The 14,313-nt window shown below is 37.1% G+C and carries 15 protein-coding genes; 6 read left to right on the top strand and 9 right to left on the bottom strand.

From position 1 onward, the window contains the following. The first annotated feature begins 218 nt into the window (after positions 1 to 218). On the top strand, positions 219 to 1,607 hold the full coding sequence (gene fumC, locus ACR65M_RS24260) for a class II fumarate hydratase (RefSeq protein WP_341331737.1): 1,389 nt from the start codon (positions 219 to 221) through the stop codon (positions 1,605 to 1,607). A 34-nt stretch (positions 1,608 to 1,641) separates the two neighbouring features. On the opposite strand, the gene pepF is transcribed toward fumC, so the two are convergent. Continuing rightward, positions 1,642 to 3,432 (bottom strand): oligoendopeptidase F, encoded by a 1,791-nt coding sequence (pepF, locus tag ACR65M_RS24255; protein ID WP_440274625.1) that lies wholly within the window; start codon positions 3,430 to 3,432, stop codon positions 1,642 to 1,644. Positions 3,433 to 3,565: 133 nt separating this feature from the next. Here pepF and ACR65M_RS24250 point away from each other — a divergent pair, with 133 nt between their 5' ends. Next, a complete protein-coding gene (locus ACR65M_RS24250) occupies positions 3,566 to 4,354 on the top strand; it encodes a hypothetical protein (protein WP_440274624.1) in 789 nt (262 codons plus the stop codon). 17 nt (positions 4,355 to 4,371) lie between these two features. Here ACR65M_RS24250 and shc read toward each other — a convergent pair whose 3' ends face one another. Continuing rightward, the gene (gene shc, locus ACR65M_RS24245; protein ID WP_440274623.1) at positions 4,372 to 6,258 is read right to left on the bottom strand and encodes a squalene--hopene cyclase; all 1,887 of its coding nucleotides are present in this window, start codon (positions 6,256 to 6,258) and stop codon (positions 4,372 to 4,374) included. 72 nt (positions 6,259 to 6,330) lie between these two features. Here shc and ACR65M_RS24240 point away from each other — a divergent pair, with 72 nt between their 5' ends. Together ACR65M_RS24240 and ACR65M_RS24235 are read left to right on the top strand one after the other, a co-directional pair. Then, the gene (locus ACR65M_RS24240) at positions 6,331 to 7,470 is read left to right on the top strand and encodes a DUF2515 domain-containing protein (protein ID WP_341331733.1); all 1,140 of its coding nucleotides are present in this window, start codon (positions 6,331 to 6,333) and stop codon (positions 7,468 to 7,470) included. Beyond that, entirely contained in the window at positions 7,397 to 7,852 is a 456-nt protein-coding gene (locus ACR65M_RS24235; RefSeq protein ID WP_440274622.1) for a CBO0543 family protein, read from the top strand. Before ACR65M_RS24240 ends, ACR65M_RS24235 begins: the two co-directional genes overlap by 74 nt. A 23-nt stretch (positions 7,853 to 7,875) precedes the next feature. Here ACR65M_RS24235 and ACR65M_RS24230 read toward each other — a convergent pair whose 3' ends face one another. From ACR65M_RS24230 to ACR65M_RS24215, 4 genes are all read right to left on the bottom strand, one after another. Next, a complete protein-coding gene (locus ACR65M_RS24230; RefSeq protein WP_341331731.1) occupies positions 7,876 to 8,034 on the bottom strand; it encodes a hypothetical protein in 159 nt (52 codons plus the stop codon). 15 nt (positions 8,035 to 8,049) lie between these two features. Beyond that, positions 8,050 to 8,496 (bottom strand): DUF5392 family protein, encoded by a 447-nt coding sequence (locus tag ACR65M_RS24225; protein ID WP_440274621.1) that lies wholly within the window; start codon positions 8,494 to 8,496, stop codon positions 8,050 to 8,052. A gap of 401 nt (positions 8,497 to 8,897) precedes the next feature. Further along, positions 8,898 to 9,383, bottom strand: a complete 486-nt coding sequence (gene ybaK, locus ACR65M_RS24220; RefSeq protein WP_440274620.1) for a Cys-tRNA(Pro) deacylase — start codon at positions 9,381 to 9,383, stop codon at positions 8,898 to 8,900. A gap of 92 nt (positions 9,384 to 9,475) precedes the next feature. Further along, positions 9,476 to 9,994, bottom strand: coding sequence for a YfiT family bacillithiol transferase (locus ACR65M_RS24215; RefSeq protein WP_440274619.1), 519 nt, complete (start codon positions 9,992 to 9,994; stop codon positions 9,476 to 9,478). Between the two features lie 140 nt (positions 9,995 to 10,134). On the opposite strand from ACR65M_RS24215, the gene ACR65M_RS24210 reads away from it, so the two are divergent. After that, positions 10,135 to 11,379 (top strand): TolB family protein, encoded by a 1,245-nt coding sequence (locus ACR65M_RS24210; protein WP_440274618.1) that lies wholly within the window; start codon positions 10,135 to 10,137, stop codon positions 11,377 to 11,379. Positions 11,380 to 11,403: 24 nt separating this feature from the next. Here ACR65M_RS24210 and ACR65M_RS24205 read toward each other — a convergent pair whose 3' ends face one another. Genes ACR65M_RS24205 through ACR65M_RS24195 form a run of 3 tightly spaced genes read right to left on the bottom strand, consistent with a single transcriptional unit; the run spans position 11,404 to position 12,978 of the window. Continuing rightward, positions 11,404 to 11,799: a secondary thiamine-phosphate synthase enzyme YjbQ gene (locus ACR65M_RS24205; protein WP_341331726.1), complete on the bottom strand. Its 396-nt coding sequence runs from the start codon at positions 11,797 to 11,799 to the stop codon at positions 11,404 to 11,406. Between the two features lie 21 nt (positions 11,800 to 11,820). Beyond that, the gene (locus tag ACR65M_RS24200; protein WP_121448601.1) at positions 11,821 to 12,024 is read right to left on the bottom strand and encodes a zinc ribbon domain-containing protein; all 204 of its coding nucleotides are present in this window, start codon (positions 12,022 to 12,024) and stop codon (positions 11,821 to 11,823) included. Between the two features lie 57 nt (positions 12,025 to 12,081). Next, positions 12,082 to 12,978: a TIGR01777 family oxidoreductase gene (locus ACR65M_RS24195; protein WP_341331725.1), complete on the bottom strand. Its 897-nt coding sequence runs from the start codon at positions 12,976 to 12,978 to the stop codon at positions 12,082 to 12,084. 149 nt (positions 12,979 to 13,127) lie between these two features. Here ACR65M_RS24195 and ACR65M_RS24190 point away from each other — a divergent pair, with 149 nt between their 5' ends. Then, positions 13,128 to 13,985, top strand: a complete 858-nt coding sequence (locus tag ACR65M_RS24190; RefSeq protein ID WP_440274617.1) for a nuclease-related domain-containing protein — start codon at positions 13,128 to 13,130, stop codon at positions 13,983 to 13,985. Positions 13,986 to 14,313 lie beyond the last annotated feature (328 nt).

Genomic DNA, 14,313 nt, shown 5'->3' with positions numbered 1-14,313 from the left:
CAAATTAATGAAAAAGTGTTAAATTTAATATGGATAGGTGTTTTATATATGTCTCATTTGGCTAGGTCAGTTCATTAGCACACCTCCTTTTTACTCAAAATACAATTATAAAGTCTATTAATTTTATTGACAAGGATGTTGAAATCCAAACAAGCTATGACATAAAACAAGGGTATAATTGGTACTTTATAGAGAGAAGAAAATTTGAGGTGATTATCTTGGATTATCGAATTGAAAAAGATACCATGGGCGAAATAAAGGTTCCAGCTGATGCATACTGGGCTGCCCAAACCCAACGAAGCAAGGAGAACTTTCGAATTGGGACGGAAAAAATGCCACAAGAAGTGATTGAAGCCTTTGCGATTTTAAAACGAAGTGCCGCCATTGCAAATGAAAAGCTAGGGAAGTTAAATGCCAATAAAACTAAAGCGATTATTTACGCGTGTGATGAAATTTTATCAGGAAAAATAGTTGACCATTTTCCGCTCGTTGTATGGCAAACAGGCAGCGGTACGCAAAGTAATATGAATGTAAATGAAGTCGTCGCTAACCGGGCTAACCAATGGTTAAAGGATAACGGGATTGATGAACGAATTCACCCAAATGATGACGTTAATATGAGTCAAAGCTCAAATGATACCTTCCCAACGGCCATGCATATTGCTGGTGTGAAAGCTATTAATGAACGCCTCCTTCCTGTTATTCAAAAGTTGCAGACAACATTAGAAGACAAGGAAAAAGAATTTGCTAACATTGTAAAAATCGGAAGAACTCATCTTCAAGATGCTACACCATTAACACTCGGCCAAGAAATAAGTGGTTGGGTTCACATGTTGAAACGATCTAAGGAAATGATCAAGGAGTCTACCGAAAAAATGCTCGCCCTTGCCATAGGTGGGACGGCAGTAGGTACGGGGATTAATGCTCACCCTTTGTTTGGGGAGAAAGTAGCGAAGGAAATTGCAGAACACACGAAGCTTGGCTTTTATTCATCCGAGAATAAATTCCATGCGTTAACCAGTCATGATGAAATCGTATTTGCTCACGGAGCATTAAAAGGATTGGCAGCTAACTTGATGAAAATTGCCAATGATGTCAGATGGCTAGCAAGTGGGCCACGTTGTGGGATCGGTGAAATAACAATCCCGGAAAATGAGCCCGGTAGTTCGATTATGCCAGGGAAAGTAAATCCGACTCAAAGTGAGGCACTTACAATGGTTGCGGTTCAAGTCATGGGAAATGATGCAACAATCGGAATCGCAGCGAGTCAAGGCAATTTTGAGCTTAATGTGTTTAAACCAGTGATCATTTATAATTTCCTTCAATCCGTTAGACTTTTAGCTGATTCGATGGAATCGTTTAATACCAACTGTGCCGTTGGTATTCAGGCAAATGAGGCAGTTATCTCTAAATACCTGCACGAATCTTTGATGCTTGTTACGGCATTAAACCCACATATCGGCTATGAAAAAGCAGCGAAAATTGCGAAGCATGCTCATAAACACGAAACTTCTTTAAAAGAGGCTGCCATACATTTAGGAATTCTAACAGAAGCTGAGTTTGATCAATATGTAAAACCTGAACAAATGGTACATCCAAAGGAATAAAAAATAGCCTTCCACACTCGGAAGGCTATCATTTTTATAACTGAGAAAATTGCTCTACTAATTCATTAAATTTCTTAAATGAGTTTTCAATTGGGTATGGAGTAGTAAGGTCTACCCCTGTCTTTTTCAACAATTCTAGCGGGTAGTCGGAGCTGCCGCTTTTTAAAAATTGAAGATAAGAAGTGAGTGTTGTTTTGTCCCCTTCTAAAATTTTGGTAGCAATATGAATCGCTGATGCAAACCCAGTTGCGTATTTATAAACGTAAAATGGTCGGTAGAAATGTGGGATTCGGGACCAACCATATTTTACTTCATCATCAAACACAAGGTCCTCACCATGATACTCTCTAAATAATCCCTCATATACTTCACTAAACGAGTCAACATTTAAAGGCAATCCTTGTTCTGCCATTTCGTGCGTTTTCTTTTCGAACTCCGCAAACATCACTTGGGTAAAGAAAGTTCCTTTAAATTTATCGATAAAGTGATTGATTAAGAATTTCTTAACCTCTTCATTTGCTTCATTGTTCAATAAGTAGTTGATCAAAAGAACTTCATTAACTGTTGAAGCTACCTCAGCGACAAAAATACTGTAACGTGCGGTAATTTGCGGTTGATGCTCAGAACTTAGCTTACTGTGTACGCCATGGCCACATTCATGAACCAATGTAAATAAGCTGTCTAAGTCATCCTGATGGTTCAACAAAATATATGGATGTACACCATACACACCTAGATTATAGGCTCCAGAACGTTTTCCAGGAGTTTCCCGTACATCGAAATAACGCGAGGTTCTAAAATCCTTCAGTGTTTGAATATAATCTTCGCCTAATGGAGCAAGTGCACTGCACATAATTTCAAATGCTTCATCATACGAAATATCCTTCTTTGCCCCGCTAACGAGTGGTACACTTAAGTCATACTGACGAAGCTCATCAAGACCTAATTTTTCCTTGCGGATGCTTGTGTATTTGTGCATGGCACTGATGTTTTTCTTTGTTGTTTCGATTAGGTTTTCATAGACATCTTTTGGAACATTATCTCCGAATAATGCTTTTTCAAGTGCCGATGGATAATGACGTAGTTTTGAAATGGTCACATTATTTTTAATCGCGGCAGATAAAGTCGAAGCAATTGAATTTTTTAAATGAACATATGGCTCATAATAGGCTTTATAAGCTTCTTTTCGCTTTTCGCGATCCTCATCCTCGATCAGCTTTGCATACATTCCTCTCGTTAACTCTACCTTCTCACCGTCACCCTTCGTGATTTTACCAAAGCGAATATCCGCATTATTAATCATACCGTATGTTGTACTTGGTGCAGAAAGTGCCTCACCTAATTGTGAGAGAATCTCTTCTTGGTCTTTGTTTAAAACATGTGGTTTGTACCGGTACGATTCAAGTAATTCTTTTTCAAAGTACTGAAGTCCTTCTTCCTCGGCAATGTAATGCTTTAACGTTTCTTCCTCTAAGCTTAATAAGAACGGCATGAAAAAGGAATTCTTCGTGCTCACCTTTACACTAAGCTGTTTAGCTCGGTCTAAATAGGATTGTGATTTGGTAACTCGTGTATCTTCATCGACCTTTAACATGGCATAGGCAAAAAGCTTGTTAAAATGGAAAGATAGTTTTTCACTCAAGGTTAAATACTCACATAACGAATGTCCGTCATGAATATTTCCATCAAATTTTCCTAGCTCCTCCCCCATCTTTTCAATGAGTTTGTAGTCTTCCTCCCATTTGCTTAGATCAGAATAGAGATCATTTAAATTCCATTTCTCCTGTTCAGGCACTTCAGTTCGAGATGAATAGGTAGTTGTCATCGCAATTCTCCTTTGAATTAAATTGAAATTACTTTTATTATGTAAGAAAGAAATATATGATATGAGATAGATATGTTTCATTATATTTTATATGAATTACATAAATTTGTAAAAAGTGAAAGGATGTTCATACATGGCGAACAAATTGCCTCATGTAGAGGACTCAGGCGGAACTGTATATCTCCCACCAAAAAATGAGTATGAAACATTTGTTGATGATGCCCACTATGAAGAGAAGGTTCGAGAATGGGGCCTTTCCGTAAAAAAGGAATACTGGTACAAAGAAAGAACACATCAGCGAATTGTTACAATCAAAGGATATGAGGTGTACGGTAAGACCGGGGAACACAATACAATCGTCCTTGAGTTTCAAGATGGGAATCTCACTTGTATTCACCCTGCTTATTTAAAAGAGATGCAGTCACCAAGCTTTACAAAAGCTGCTATTTCAGACGCAAATGTATCTCAGCCGAAGACAAAGGAAACTGTAAGCAAGGTAGTTGCAGAGAAGCCGGAAACAACTGAAAAGAAACCAGCAGTTAAAAAAGAACAACAACCCGAAAAGAAAGCGAAAAAAGAAAAAACACCAAAAATTGAACTGCCAGCAGATAAGGTTCATATTACCGCTAAGGTCAAGCAATTCGCGTTAACATGGAACCATTTTAATGAGGATAACGATGAAGTCATTGTTCTTGAGAATGTGGTTATTCAACAAGAAGAACCAACTGAAATTGGACTGGCTTGGTGTTCTCATTCAAAGACATTAAAGAAATTAGAGCTTGAACCCGGAAATACCCTTGAATTTGATGCCAAAATCGTGAAAAAGCGACTTGCAAAGGGTAAGGACGTTGAAGAAGAGTTCATCATTGAAGACCCAGTTCACTATAAAATCAACAATCCATCAAAACTAAAGAAAAGCTAAAAGAGCATTTTGTTCTTTTAGCTTTTTTTGGGATACTTCTTTTGATAGTGTGAGAGTGCCAGTAACGGGAATATATACCGGTAGCTGTGATAGTGAATATAAAAATCCCCTGCCATCCCCTGCCCTTTCGGATAGTTTGTCGTCCAGTCATCTCGGTCTACATTTTCAAGAAGAAATCGAATCCCATTATCAATGGCTTTTGTTCGTTTTTCACTTACTGAAATAAGGGCATCCAGCGCCCAGGCGGTATGTGTTAATGTACTTGTTTTTAATGGAACATATTTATTTTTACTATCGCTCCTACAAGATTCACCCCATCCTCCATCCTGATTTTGAATGGATTCAAGCCAGATAATCGCTTTTTTTATAGCCGAATACGTTGGTAGCACACCAACAGCTCGTAATCCTGTAACCGCTCCCCATGTTCCGTATATATAACAGATTCCCCATCGCCCATACCATGAGCCATTTTCCTCTTGGTTGTTAGTTAGCCATCTTATGGCTGATTTTATAGAAGGATGATCTTTAGGCAGATTTGTATATTTCCCCAGATACTCAAGTGTTCGGCCAGTTACATCTGCTGACGATGGATCTGTTAATATATATTCTGCTTTTTCGATCGGTAACAAGCTTAGTAGCTTACTATCCGTATTTTTTTCAAAAGCCGGCCATCCCCCATCATCGTTTTGCATGGTCATAAGCCATTGTAATCCAAGTTGCCAAGATTGTCTGTTAATGGGCTCTTTTTTTATCGTTCTTGCTATTGATCTCAGTGAAGATGTTGTATCATCCACATCTGGGTGTATGGTGTTCATGTCTGCAAAACCCCATCCTCCAGGAAGAGCTGTTGGATTCTGGATTGCCCAATCCCCATACTTGTAATGTTGCCGATTAAATAAATAGTGGTTTGCTATTTTAATCATTGGATCTGATGCTGGTACCCCTGCTTCTTGTAAAGCATACCCAAGAAGCGAAGTATTCCATATATCTGCAGTGGTATATTGCATATGAGTTTGGCCATTTATTTCGGTTTTCATTGTCTTTAAGCCGTTAACCGCATTTCTAATCAATAGATGATTTTTAGGATAGCCCAAGGAAAGTAAAGCAAAAATCATGAGAAATGTCGAACTAAAATAACCTAGAAAAGTTCCATCAGGTTCTATCCGGCGTAACATGTATTGTCTTGCTTGTTCAATTGCTAATTGGTGAAGATGTGTAGGTAACCCAATTAAACCTTTGACTGCCTGCTGAATTCCAGAGTAAAATGACCGCCATTCGGGTGAATGTCGAAATTCAAAGACATCTTCTTCTCTTTTACTGGTTAATTCAGATAAATCTGGACTATTCTTTGTTCTAAGTTGAAATTTTTTATCAGCAAGAATCATAATCGGAGTGAGATTTGCCCTGCCGAATTCTGAAAAACTATAAAAATGGATAGGAAACGAAGTGGGAAGTAGAAGTATTTCAAGTGGTAGCGGAAAAAATGTTGGCCACTTTTGCTGCCCTGTTAAGGCTAGCATGAATTTTGTGAACATATGGGATTTCTTAAGACCTCCATTTTTCACGATAAACGATTTCGCACGTTTCATTCTTGGGTCTGTTTTTTTAATAAGACCTGAGTATAGAAGTGCATAATATGCCTCCACAGTCGCGGATAAATTTCCATCTCCTTCATCATAAAAAAGTTTCCATGCCCCATTCTTTTCTTGCCTACTTAAAATCCTTTCTGTTAATTGTTGAACTAACTTCTCATCATTTATTTCAAGGCTTCTTAATAAGATAATCATATAACAATCGGTTGAAATTCCTGTTTCAAACGGATACTTCCATGAGCCATTTGGAGACTGGTCCTTCCTAACTTTTTCAATCAGATCATGTAAATTGATATTAACCTTGTCTAACATAAAACACCTCCCTTCAACCTACTCCATACATATTCAGCGGAATCCGCGAGCATTCATAGAGGAGGTCAACAGATGTGCAAATTTTTCCAAAAGAAGAAGCTTCCACTCTCTGAATCTCTTTTGCAAATCAAAAAAGCGCTTAAAAGACGTCAAAGACAAAAAATGATGCCACCACTGTCAGTAGAAGAGCAGTATTTGATTCAGCGAATACATGCGATAACGGGAAGTCTCAATTTGAATAATATTACGAGGACAAAAGCATATCTGGATTTCTATCATGCTCACCCTGAAATCCATTGGGCATTCCTTGGACATATGGTGTCCAGGAATGGAGGGTGGAATATGACAGATTTAAAAGGTGGCCAGCTTTCAAGATTGTTAACACAGAAAGAAGCAGAGTCTTATTTTTCTTTTTTGGAACGTGGGAACTGGTTAATTTTTCAGGATGCTTTTCCACAATTCTTACTCTATGAGGCTAGTAAACAATATCGGCGAAATTTATTTTACCTGCTCCCTCATTTTCATGTTTCGATTTTTATGGAAACGATGTGGAGTTATTTCTGGGTGAAACAAGACACATATCTATTAACAATGGCTCAAATAATTAACGAGCAAAGCTATCTTGAAAAGCGAATCATATCTAACAGCACGTATAAAAAAGAAGTCCTCGATACAGTGCAATTTAAGTTGCAGGATTTATTCGATTTAAACCATATTCTTTTTCCGTTCGAAGAAAAAGGAAAAACTTACTTGATTGGTCAAACCCTCCATCACTTTAAAAGTGTTCGAGAACGTATTTTGTTAGGAAAACGATTGTATGCCATTTTATTTAGGGATAAAGAGAGGCTGAAACAAGTGGAGATGTGGGCTAATAAAGTCCAACATACAGGGTCTAGAAAGGATTACTGGCCGCATATTTTTAATCAAGTGGATGAAGGCTTGCCTGGTACATTATTAAAATCACGTGTGAGATCCTGTGAACTTACAAAAGGTTCACCAAGAATATATAGTCCGCGATTAGAATTGGCTTGGAAAAATAGAAAACATAAGCCTGTTGAAATTGGGGATTGGTATAAGGATTGGGAAGTTATTCATTACCTTATGGATGATCACGAAAACGTAGATGGAGAGATACAAAATGAATATTGTAAAACGCTTGAAAAATTCGAACTCGCAGCAATTGCTAAGAAGGCCATTTCCATTTTGGATTAATTTTGGCCTCTTAGTTACCGTCCTTTTTGGTACTCTTATAGGGACATATCTCGACCTATATTTTGTTGGTAAAGGCTTGTACTCTTTTCCGAAGCGTCCTTTTCCTGAAGTGTTTTCCGTTAATGTAGGATTTACCCTACTAGGTTTACCAGTAATGTTAGTTGTATTTCTTTCGATCTGTCAAAAACTGAATTTGTTTGGAAAGCTTGTTGCTGTGTTAGTACTTGCTTCTACCATGGCATGCGGAGAAAAAATGTCTGAAGACTTCGGCTGGTTTGTTCACGATATATCTTGGAAACATGCTTATTCACTTTTTGGATATACAGTCTATTTATTACTAATGCTTGTTGTTTATTATGTTGTAACTACGAAAAAAACCTGACTCAAAAGGGTCAGGTTTTGTCTTTATGATCCTAAAGCAAGTTTGCTTCTTTTTTTACTTAGGGATGCATTTACTCCTTGGCTCTGCAACTTAATTAGGATTTGGTGGATTGTTTTTTTCGTCATTGCTTTTTTTGCGGGTGCTGTTTCCTTCAACTTTCCTTCGGCAATAGGTTCTTTCATATTTTTAAGACTCCTTTAGGAATAAAGATTTCGATTTTCTCTTTGTTTTTCCTCATTTAAAAATTCAATAAAAAAATGTAGAGCAAGCTTAGGCTGACTTTGTAGTCTCGAAATATAGTCTTTTTGACGCCCTTCTGTTACAACATCACTCTTTTTAATTCTTTCAATGATATATTCGGAGGATATATCCTCAATTTCTTTTTTCTTAAATTTTGCTTCCTTTGATAATGCAAATCCAATAGCTCCGAGTATTGCATATATAACAAGTGCTGGAATTGCTTCATTTGTAAACGGCATGAAAAATAATAAGAATCCTAAGTTGATAAGTGAAATCGTGATCAATGGAAATGACCAGAATATATATTTAGAGGTTTTATCCATGATCGGACTAATTTTCTTATGTAGCTGCTCAAGCTCCTTCGTAATAAATAATGGGAAATTTTTCGTTGTAAATATATTCATTATGAACTCCCCTTCCTTTTAAGTGGATGAGAAAAAGCCTATATCTTAATGATATAGGCCTCAAAAGACAAAAAAGACCTATACCGTATTATTGGTAAGGTCTTGCTAACAACATCATAGTTGCCAACAAAGCCGAGAGAACGATTCTCTGTATTGACGACTTTGCTGTTAAAGCTACTCCCCTTAAGGGTATTAAGTTTAAATATTTGATACTCATATATTAACATATTAGCGTTTTCCCAACAACCCTTTAAAGATATTGAGAGGGAAATCTTCTCATTTAGGATTTTCGTCTCTTCAAAAATATCAGACAATCCACTAAAAAACCTTCCGACTATGGAAAGTTTTGATTGAATTCATTTATTGAGTTTTTCGAGGATTGTGTCACGGTATGGTACTTCTTACGCTTTAATGATATCTGCGATACTACTATTAGTGGTGGAAATTAGGTCATCTACTTTTATCTCCACTTGCACTCCGATTTTACCTGCACTTACAACAATACGATCAAGATCGTTAGCATGTTCGTCAATAAAAGTTGAATATGTTTTTTTCATACCAATCGGAGAACACCCACCTCTTATGTATCCTGTATGTTTTTGGATATCCTTAACCGGTATCATCTCTACTTTTTTAACACCGGATACGGTTGCTGCCTTTTTAAGATCAAGTTCTTCCTCTACTGGAATCACGAACACAAAGATGTCCTTTGTATTGCTGTGAGCAACAAGTGTTTTATAGACTAGTTTGGGGTCTATTCCGACCTTTTTTGCCACAGAAACCCCATCAATTTTTCCATCATTGCTTTCATAGGTATAGATTTCATATGGAATTTTTTTTGAATCTAAAATTCTCATGGCATTTGTCTTTGTTTGTCCCTTTGCCATTATTTGACCTCCAATAAATATATGTAGGTTTATGATAATTAAAGTTGATCGGAAAAGCTATGCTTTTAATGGCACCGCTTTTCCTAAAAATTTTACCAGCCTTTCCTTGTAGACAATGTTGTGATATGTGCAAGATGATGATTACCATGCCAAGCGCAGAATCCTAAAAATACACCCAGTTTCATTTCGCCACCTTCTGGATGAACATAGGTCAATTGGAAATCGCCCTTTCCGAAGTTTTGTAGAAGAGTCACCCATCGCTTGTGAACACCTTCGATAATCGCTAATGAAGCATCAACTGGTAGAGTCGAATCTGCAAGCTTTGCCCACTCGGCTTCGTCATACGGTTTAATAACTGGATTATTTTCTGTTGCGGCTAATTTAAAACGAATATATGAATTCATCGATGCGTCTGCAATATGGTGAACAACCTGTCTAAGTGTCCATCCACCTTCACGATAAGGTGTGTCAAGCTGTTGGTCTGTCAATTCATTCACTGCTGCCCTCACCAATCCTGGTAATTTCTCAATCTCCTTAATCCAATTGGTGATTAATTCTTCTTTTAATTCCCCCTGAAATTGGAATTCTCCTATCGGATAACGTTCATCCATCCATATTCCCCTCCTAAAGAAATTCAAAAATGTAAGGCTTATTCCCATTTTAACAAATACTTGGAAAAATTTCTGCTACACATACTCCAAGGATTTTAGATAGAAATTAAGGTATATATGAGAAAAAAGGAGGAATTTAGATGTATCGATATTTGATAATGACAGTTTGCTTACTTTTATTTGTTCCAATCCCTATCTTTGCAGAAAGCCAACATTCTATAAAAGCAAGTTTTATACGAGATGGTGATGTTTGGTTATTCATGAATGACAAAGAAATTCAAATTACTTCATCAAAAAATGTATACTCAAAGCCCTCTTGGTCCCAAGATGGAAAGTGGATTTTATATCAACTCTCTACACCATCAGAGTTTGAAAAGGACCAACAACAATCTGAGATATGGGCTTATCATGTAGAAACTGGTGAGAAACAGAAATTATTCTATGATGGCTATGCACCAACCTGGTCTCCGACGGATAATGTGGTCGCTTTTAATGCTAGTGGAATCCTAGATATCTCTGATCTTATCCGTTTCTATAATATTGCAACAGGTGTGCATGGCTTCAGTTGGCTTCCAGATGGAAGCGGCTTCCTCCTTTCTTCCTCAGGTGTGTTGCAGCCTGACGGATGGACAAGCGCGACACTTTATACCAAAAAGGTAAACGATAATTACCATGACATTGATTTATATGGTGGGGTTGAACGTTTTTTTCAACTTCCGCGAGAAGTTGGAACAACGAAAGAAAATAAATTAATTGCCGTGTATGCGGATCATTTTGAATACTCACCAAGTAAAAAATGGATCTCGTTTATCGTTTCTCCTACTGCATCATGGTCAATGGACAGCAATATGCTTTGCGTGATTGATAGCAAAGGGGAAAATTTTGAAGTATTGGATGAAATTATTTTCGGAGTAGGAAAACCGAAATGGTCCCCAAGTGCAGATACACTTGCGTATATTGCGGGTGGCGGAAGAATTGTCTTTGGCTTTAAAAACAAAGATTTAAAGGTTCGGGAAATGCCAGTTTCAAGTACGTATACTCCAGCAGACTACGCAGAATTGGACTTTGATTGGCTATCAAACGAATCGATTGTTGTCTCTCGTGTCCACGAACAGGAATGGACCAATGATTTTAGCAAGCATCCCCGTCCTTATCTTGTTCGTATTGATTTAAAAGCAAATAATCAAATAAAAATAACCGAACCTCCAAGTGGTGTTGGAGACTTTAGTCCACAATTTGTCCCTTCTATTAATAAACTGGTATGGACTAGAGGCGCATCTATCCTTGATCATAAAAGAACACTTTGGAAGGCAAATCCTGATGGTACTGATGCTAAGGAGTGGATTCACGATATAGATGAAATTGTTTTTTACAATGGTGAATAGGCGAATCTATCAGGATTCGCCTTTTTATATGATTTTCACATAAAAGGTACGTGTTCGTGGACCATCAAACTCACAAAAGTAAATACCTTGCCATGTCCCTAAAAGTAAACGTCCTTCTGTCACAATTACGTGTTGTGATGCGCCAACAGTACTTGCCTTCAAATGAGCTGCAGTATTTCCTTCCATATGACGGTCTAGCTCATGATGCCATGGGTAGACCTCATCGAAACGACGTAACATATCCCGTTTCACATCAGGGTCCGCATTTTCATTTATCGTTATTCCAGCTGTAGTATGGGGGCAATATACGACCACTACGCACCCTTTCATTCCACTTTGATCAACTACCTCTTGGACTTTATCTGTTACATCTATCATTTGGTCTCGCTTATTTGTTTGTATAGTGAACTGTTGCAACATGATTAATTTGTCTCCTTCATATTATCCAAAGAATAAATCAAGTATGTTTGATGCTTTCGAAGAATCCCTGTTGTAAAACTCAGAGTATCCACAATTCTTACAAAATACCACAGTAAAACGATTATTTTGTATGTCTAACATTTTTGTAATCCCTGAACCTGTCATCGAAACATCCTTCGTTCCGGCATTCGTACTCCCACATTTAACGCAACCTTTACTTTGCATAAAATCTCCTCCATTACGTTTTAATAGTATTATTTACGGTTATATGGGAAAATAGTTTCAACATTTTTGATTTATTATTTGTGCAAGAGCCTGGTCGATTGTGGGATAGCTAAAAATAAAACCTTCTTTTACAAGGCGTTCTGGAATAACCCACCTACTTTTTAAAATTAGTTCCGTTTCCGTTCGAATAAAAATCGCACCAAGTTCAAGAAGCCAAGCTGGTGCAGGCAAACCTAGTTTCCGATTGAAAGCTCTTTTAAGTGCATTCATCAAATCACGATTTGTAATAGGGTTCGGTGTTGAACAATTAAATACCCCTGATAAGTGGTTGTGTTCCTGAATGTAAAGAATGATTTTGAACAAATCCTCAATATGAATCCAACTGAATCTCTGAGTTCCAGGACCCTGAATTCCACCTAGTCCAAAGCGAACTAAATTTTTATAAGGTATCATTACCCCTCCATCTGAACCAAGGACGATCGAAATACGTAGTGCTATTTGCCTTGTTTTCGGTAATATAAAGGAAAAAAAGGCCTCCTCCCATCTTTTTGCTACTTCCACTGAGAAACCACTACCAATTTCCCCGTTTTCCTCGGTCATCGGTCTGTCCTCCGCGTGGCGATAGATAGTAGCTGTACTAGAATTAATCCATAAGGAGGGTGGATTGTTACATTCTTTTATTGCATCCCCCAATAGTTTTGTCGTTTCCGTTCGTGAATTGAGAATTTCTTGTTTGTTTCTCTCATTGTATCTGCAATTGACGGACTTTCCGGCAAGGTTTATCAGCATTTCGGCATCCTCTAAAGCTTGTATAATCCCCGTTTTATCCTTCCACGTTATGTTTGGTGCATTTCTAGAAATAACTTTAACTTCATAGCCAAGTTCAGTGAATTTTTTATTAAAGTAAGTACCCACAAACCCAGTACCACCCGCAAGGACGATTTTCTTTTTCATCGCTCCATCCCCTTTTTGCTGTATGTATAAATAGTTTACCATTTTATGGTGTTGGTTTGGAAAAATGAGTATAATAGATTTGAAATTAAATAGAAAGGTTGTGAAGTATGATTTAAAAGGAACGAACAGAATCTATTGTGATCAGAATTATGAAATTACTACAAAGTAGAGACGAATTACAAGAAAAACAATATTGTTCAAATCTGTTTAAGGGATATGATGGAGAAGTTTTGTTTGATTCTTATACAAGCAAGTTAGCATGCGAATGTTTAGTCATAAATGATTTATTACTCCAATATAACAACACCACGTTCCAAATTGACACCCTGATAATTACCCCAGACAAACTCTATATTTTTGAAGTGAAAAATTATGAATGTGATTATTTTTTTGAATCAGACATCCTTTACAAGAAACCAAAAAAAGAAATCTACAATCCACTTATCCAGCTTCATCGTAGTGAATCTTTACTACGCCAATTGCTCCAAAGTTATGGTTTTACAATACCGATTCAAGCTTACGTAGTATTTGTAAACCCCGCTTTCACCCTATACCAAGCACCACTTACAAAACCAATAATCTTTCCAACACAATTACATTCATTTTTCCAAAATCTAAATAAGTCGACTGCAAAGTTAAATAAGAAACATAAAGTACTAGCGGAAAAGTTAGTTTCATTGCATATGGAGGAGTCGCCGTACAGTACATTACCGAAATATAAGTATAGTGACTTACGGAAAGGGATATGTTGTGTGAATTGTAGATCATTATCTGTGAATATTGTGGGAAGAAAGTGTATTTGCCAAAACTGTGGTAATGAAGAAATGGTTGTGGATGCTGTAAAACGTAGCACGGACGAACTAAAATTACTTTTCCCTGAATTGAAGATCACAACAAATATTATTCATGATTGGTGTCAGATTGTGGAGTCTAAACGACGAATTGGTAGGATATTGGATAAGTTTTATACTAAAAACGGATTGCACCAGTGGACATATTATGATTAATACAATTCAAATAAAATATAAACCTTATAGATTTATTGCATGAGGAACATAACATGATGTTCATTGATGAGTTAAGTACCTCATCCAGGGTATGAAGTACTTAACTTGATGATCATTGTCGAGTTAAGTTCTTCATCTGGGCTATGAGGAACATAACTTGAGGCTCATTGACGAGAAATGTACTTCATCGAGGGTATGAAGTTACTTAACTTAATGATCATTGTCGAGTAAGTTCTTCATCTGGGCTATGAGTATAAATGCTAACCTAAGAATGTACAAAAGTGATTGTTTAAATATGTACACTTTTGACGAATTTTCTGCATAATAT

The organism is Ferdinandcohnia sp. SAFN-114, assembly GCF_059415045.1.
This window is presented reverse-complemented; position numbering and strand designations above follow the sequence as displayed.

Excerpts from the sequence above, each read along its gene's own strand:
- pepF (WP_440274625.1), bottom strand. The coding sequence starts at position 3,432 with ATGACAACTACCTATTCATCTCGAACTGAAGTGCCTGAACAGGAGAAA.
- ACR65M_RS24250 (WP_440274624.1), top strand. The coding sequence starts at position 3,566 with ATGGCGAACAAATTGCCTCATGTAGAGGACTCAGGCGGAACTGTATAT.
- shc (WP_440274623.1), bottom strand. The coding sequence starts at position 6,258 with ATGTTAGACAAGGTTAATATCAATTTACATGATCTGATTGAAAAAGTT.
- ACR65M_RS24240 (WP_341331733.1), top strand. The coding sequence starts at position 6,331 with ATGTGCAAATTTTTCCAAAAGAAGAAGCTTCCACTCTCTGAATCTCTT.
- ACR65M_RS24235 (WP_440274622.1), top strand. The coding sequence starts at position 7,397 with ATGAATATTGTAAAACGCTTGAAAAATTCGAACTCGCAGCAATTGCTA.
- ACR65M_RS24230 (WP_341331731.1), bottom strand. The coding sequence starts at position 8,034 with ATGAAAGAACCTATTGCCGAAGGAAAGTTGAAGGAAACAGCACCCGCA.
- ACR65M_RS24225 (WP_440274621.1), bottom strand. The coding sequence starts at position 8,496 with ATGAATATATTTACAACGAAAAATTTCCCATTATTTATTACGAAGGAG.
- ybaK (WP_440274620.1), bottom strand. The coding sequence starts at position 9,383 with ATGGCAAAGGGACAAACAAAGACAAATGCCATGAGAATTTTAGATTCA.
- ACR65M_RS24215 (WP_440274619.1), bottom strand. The coding sequence starts at position 9,994 with ATGGATGAACGTTATCCGATAGGAGAATTCCAATTTCAGGGGGAATTA.
- ACR65M_RS24210 (WP_440274618.1), top strand. The coding sequence starts at position 10,135 with ATGTATCGATATTTGATAATGACAGTTTGCTTACTTTTATTTGTTCCA.
- ACR65M_RS24205 (WP_341331726.1), bottom strand. The coding sequence starts at position 11,799 with ATGTTGCAACAGTTCACTATACAAACAAATAAGCGAGACCAAATGATA.
- ACR65M_RS24200 (WP_121448601.1), bottom strand. The coding sequence starts at position 12,024 with ATGCAAAGTAAAGGTTGCGTTAAATGTGGGAGTACGAATGCCGGAACG.
- ACR65M_RS24195 (WP_341331725.1), bottom strand. The coding sequence starts at position 12,978 with ATGAAAAAGAAAATCGTCCTTGCGGGTGGTACTGGGTTTGTGGGTACT.
- ACR65M_RS24190 (WP_440274617.1), top strand. The coding sequence starts at position 13,128 with ATGAAATTACTACAAAGTAGAGACGAATTACAAGAAAAACAATATTGT.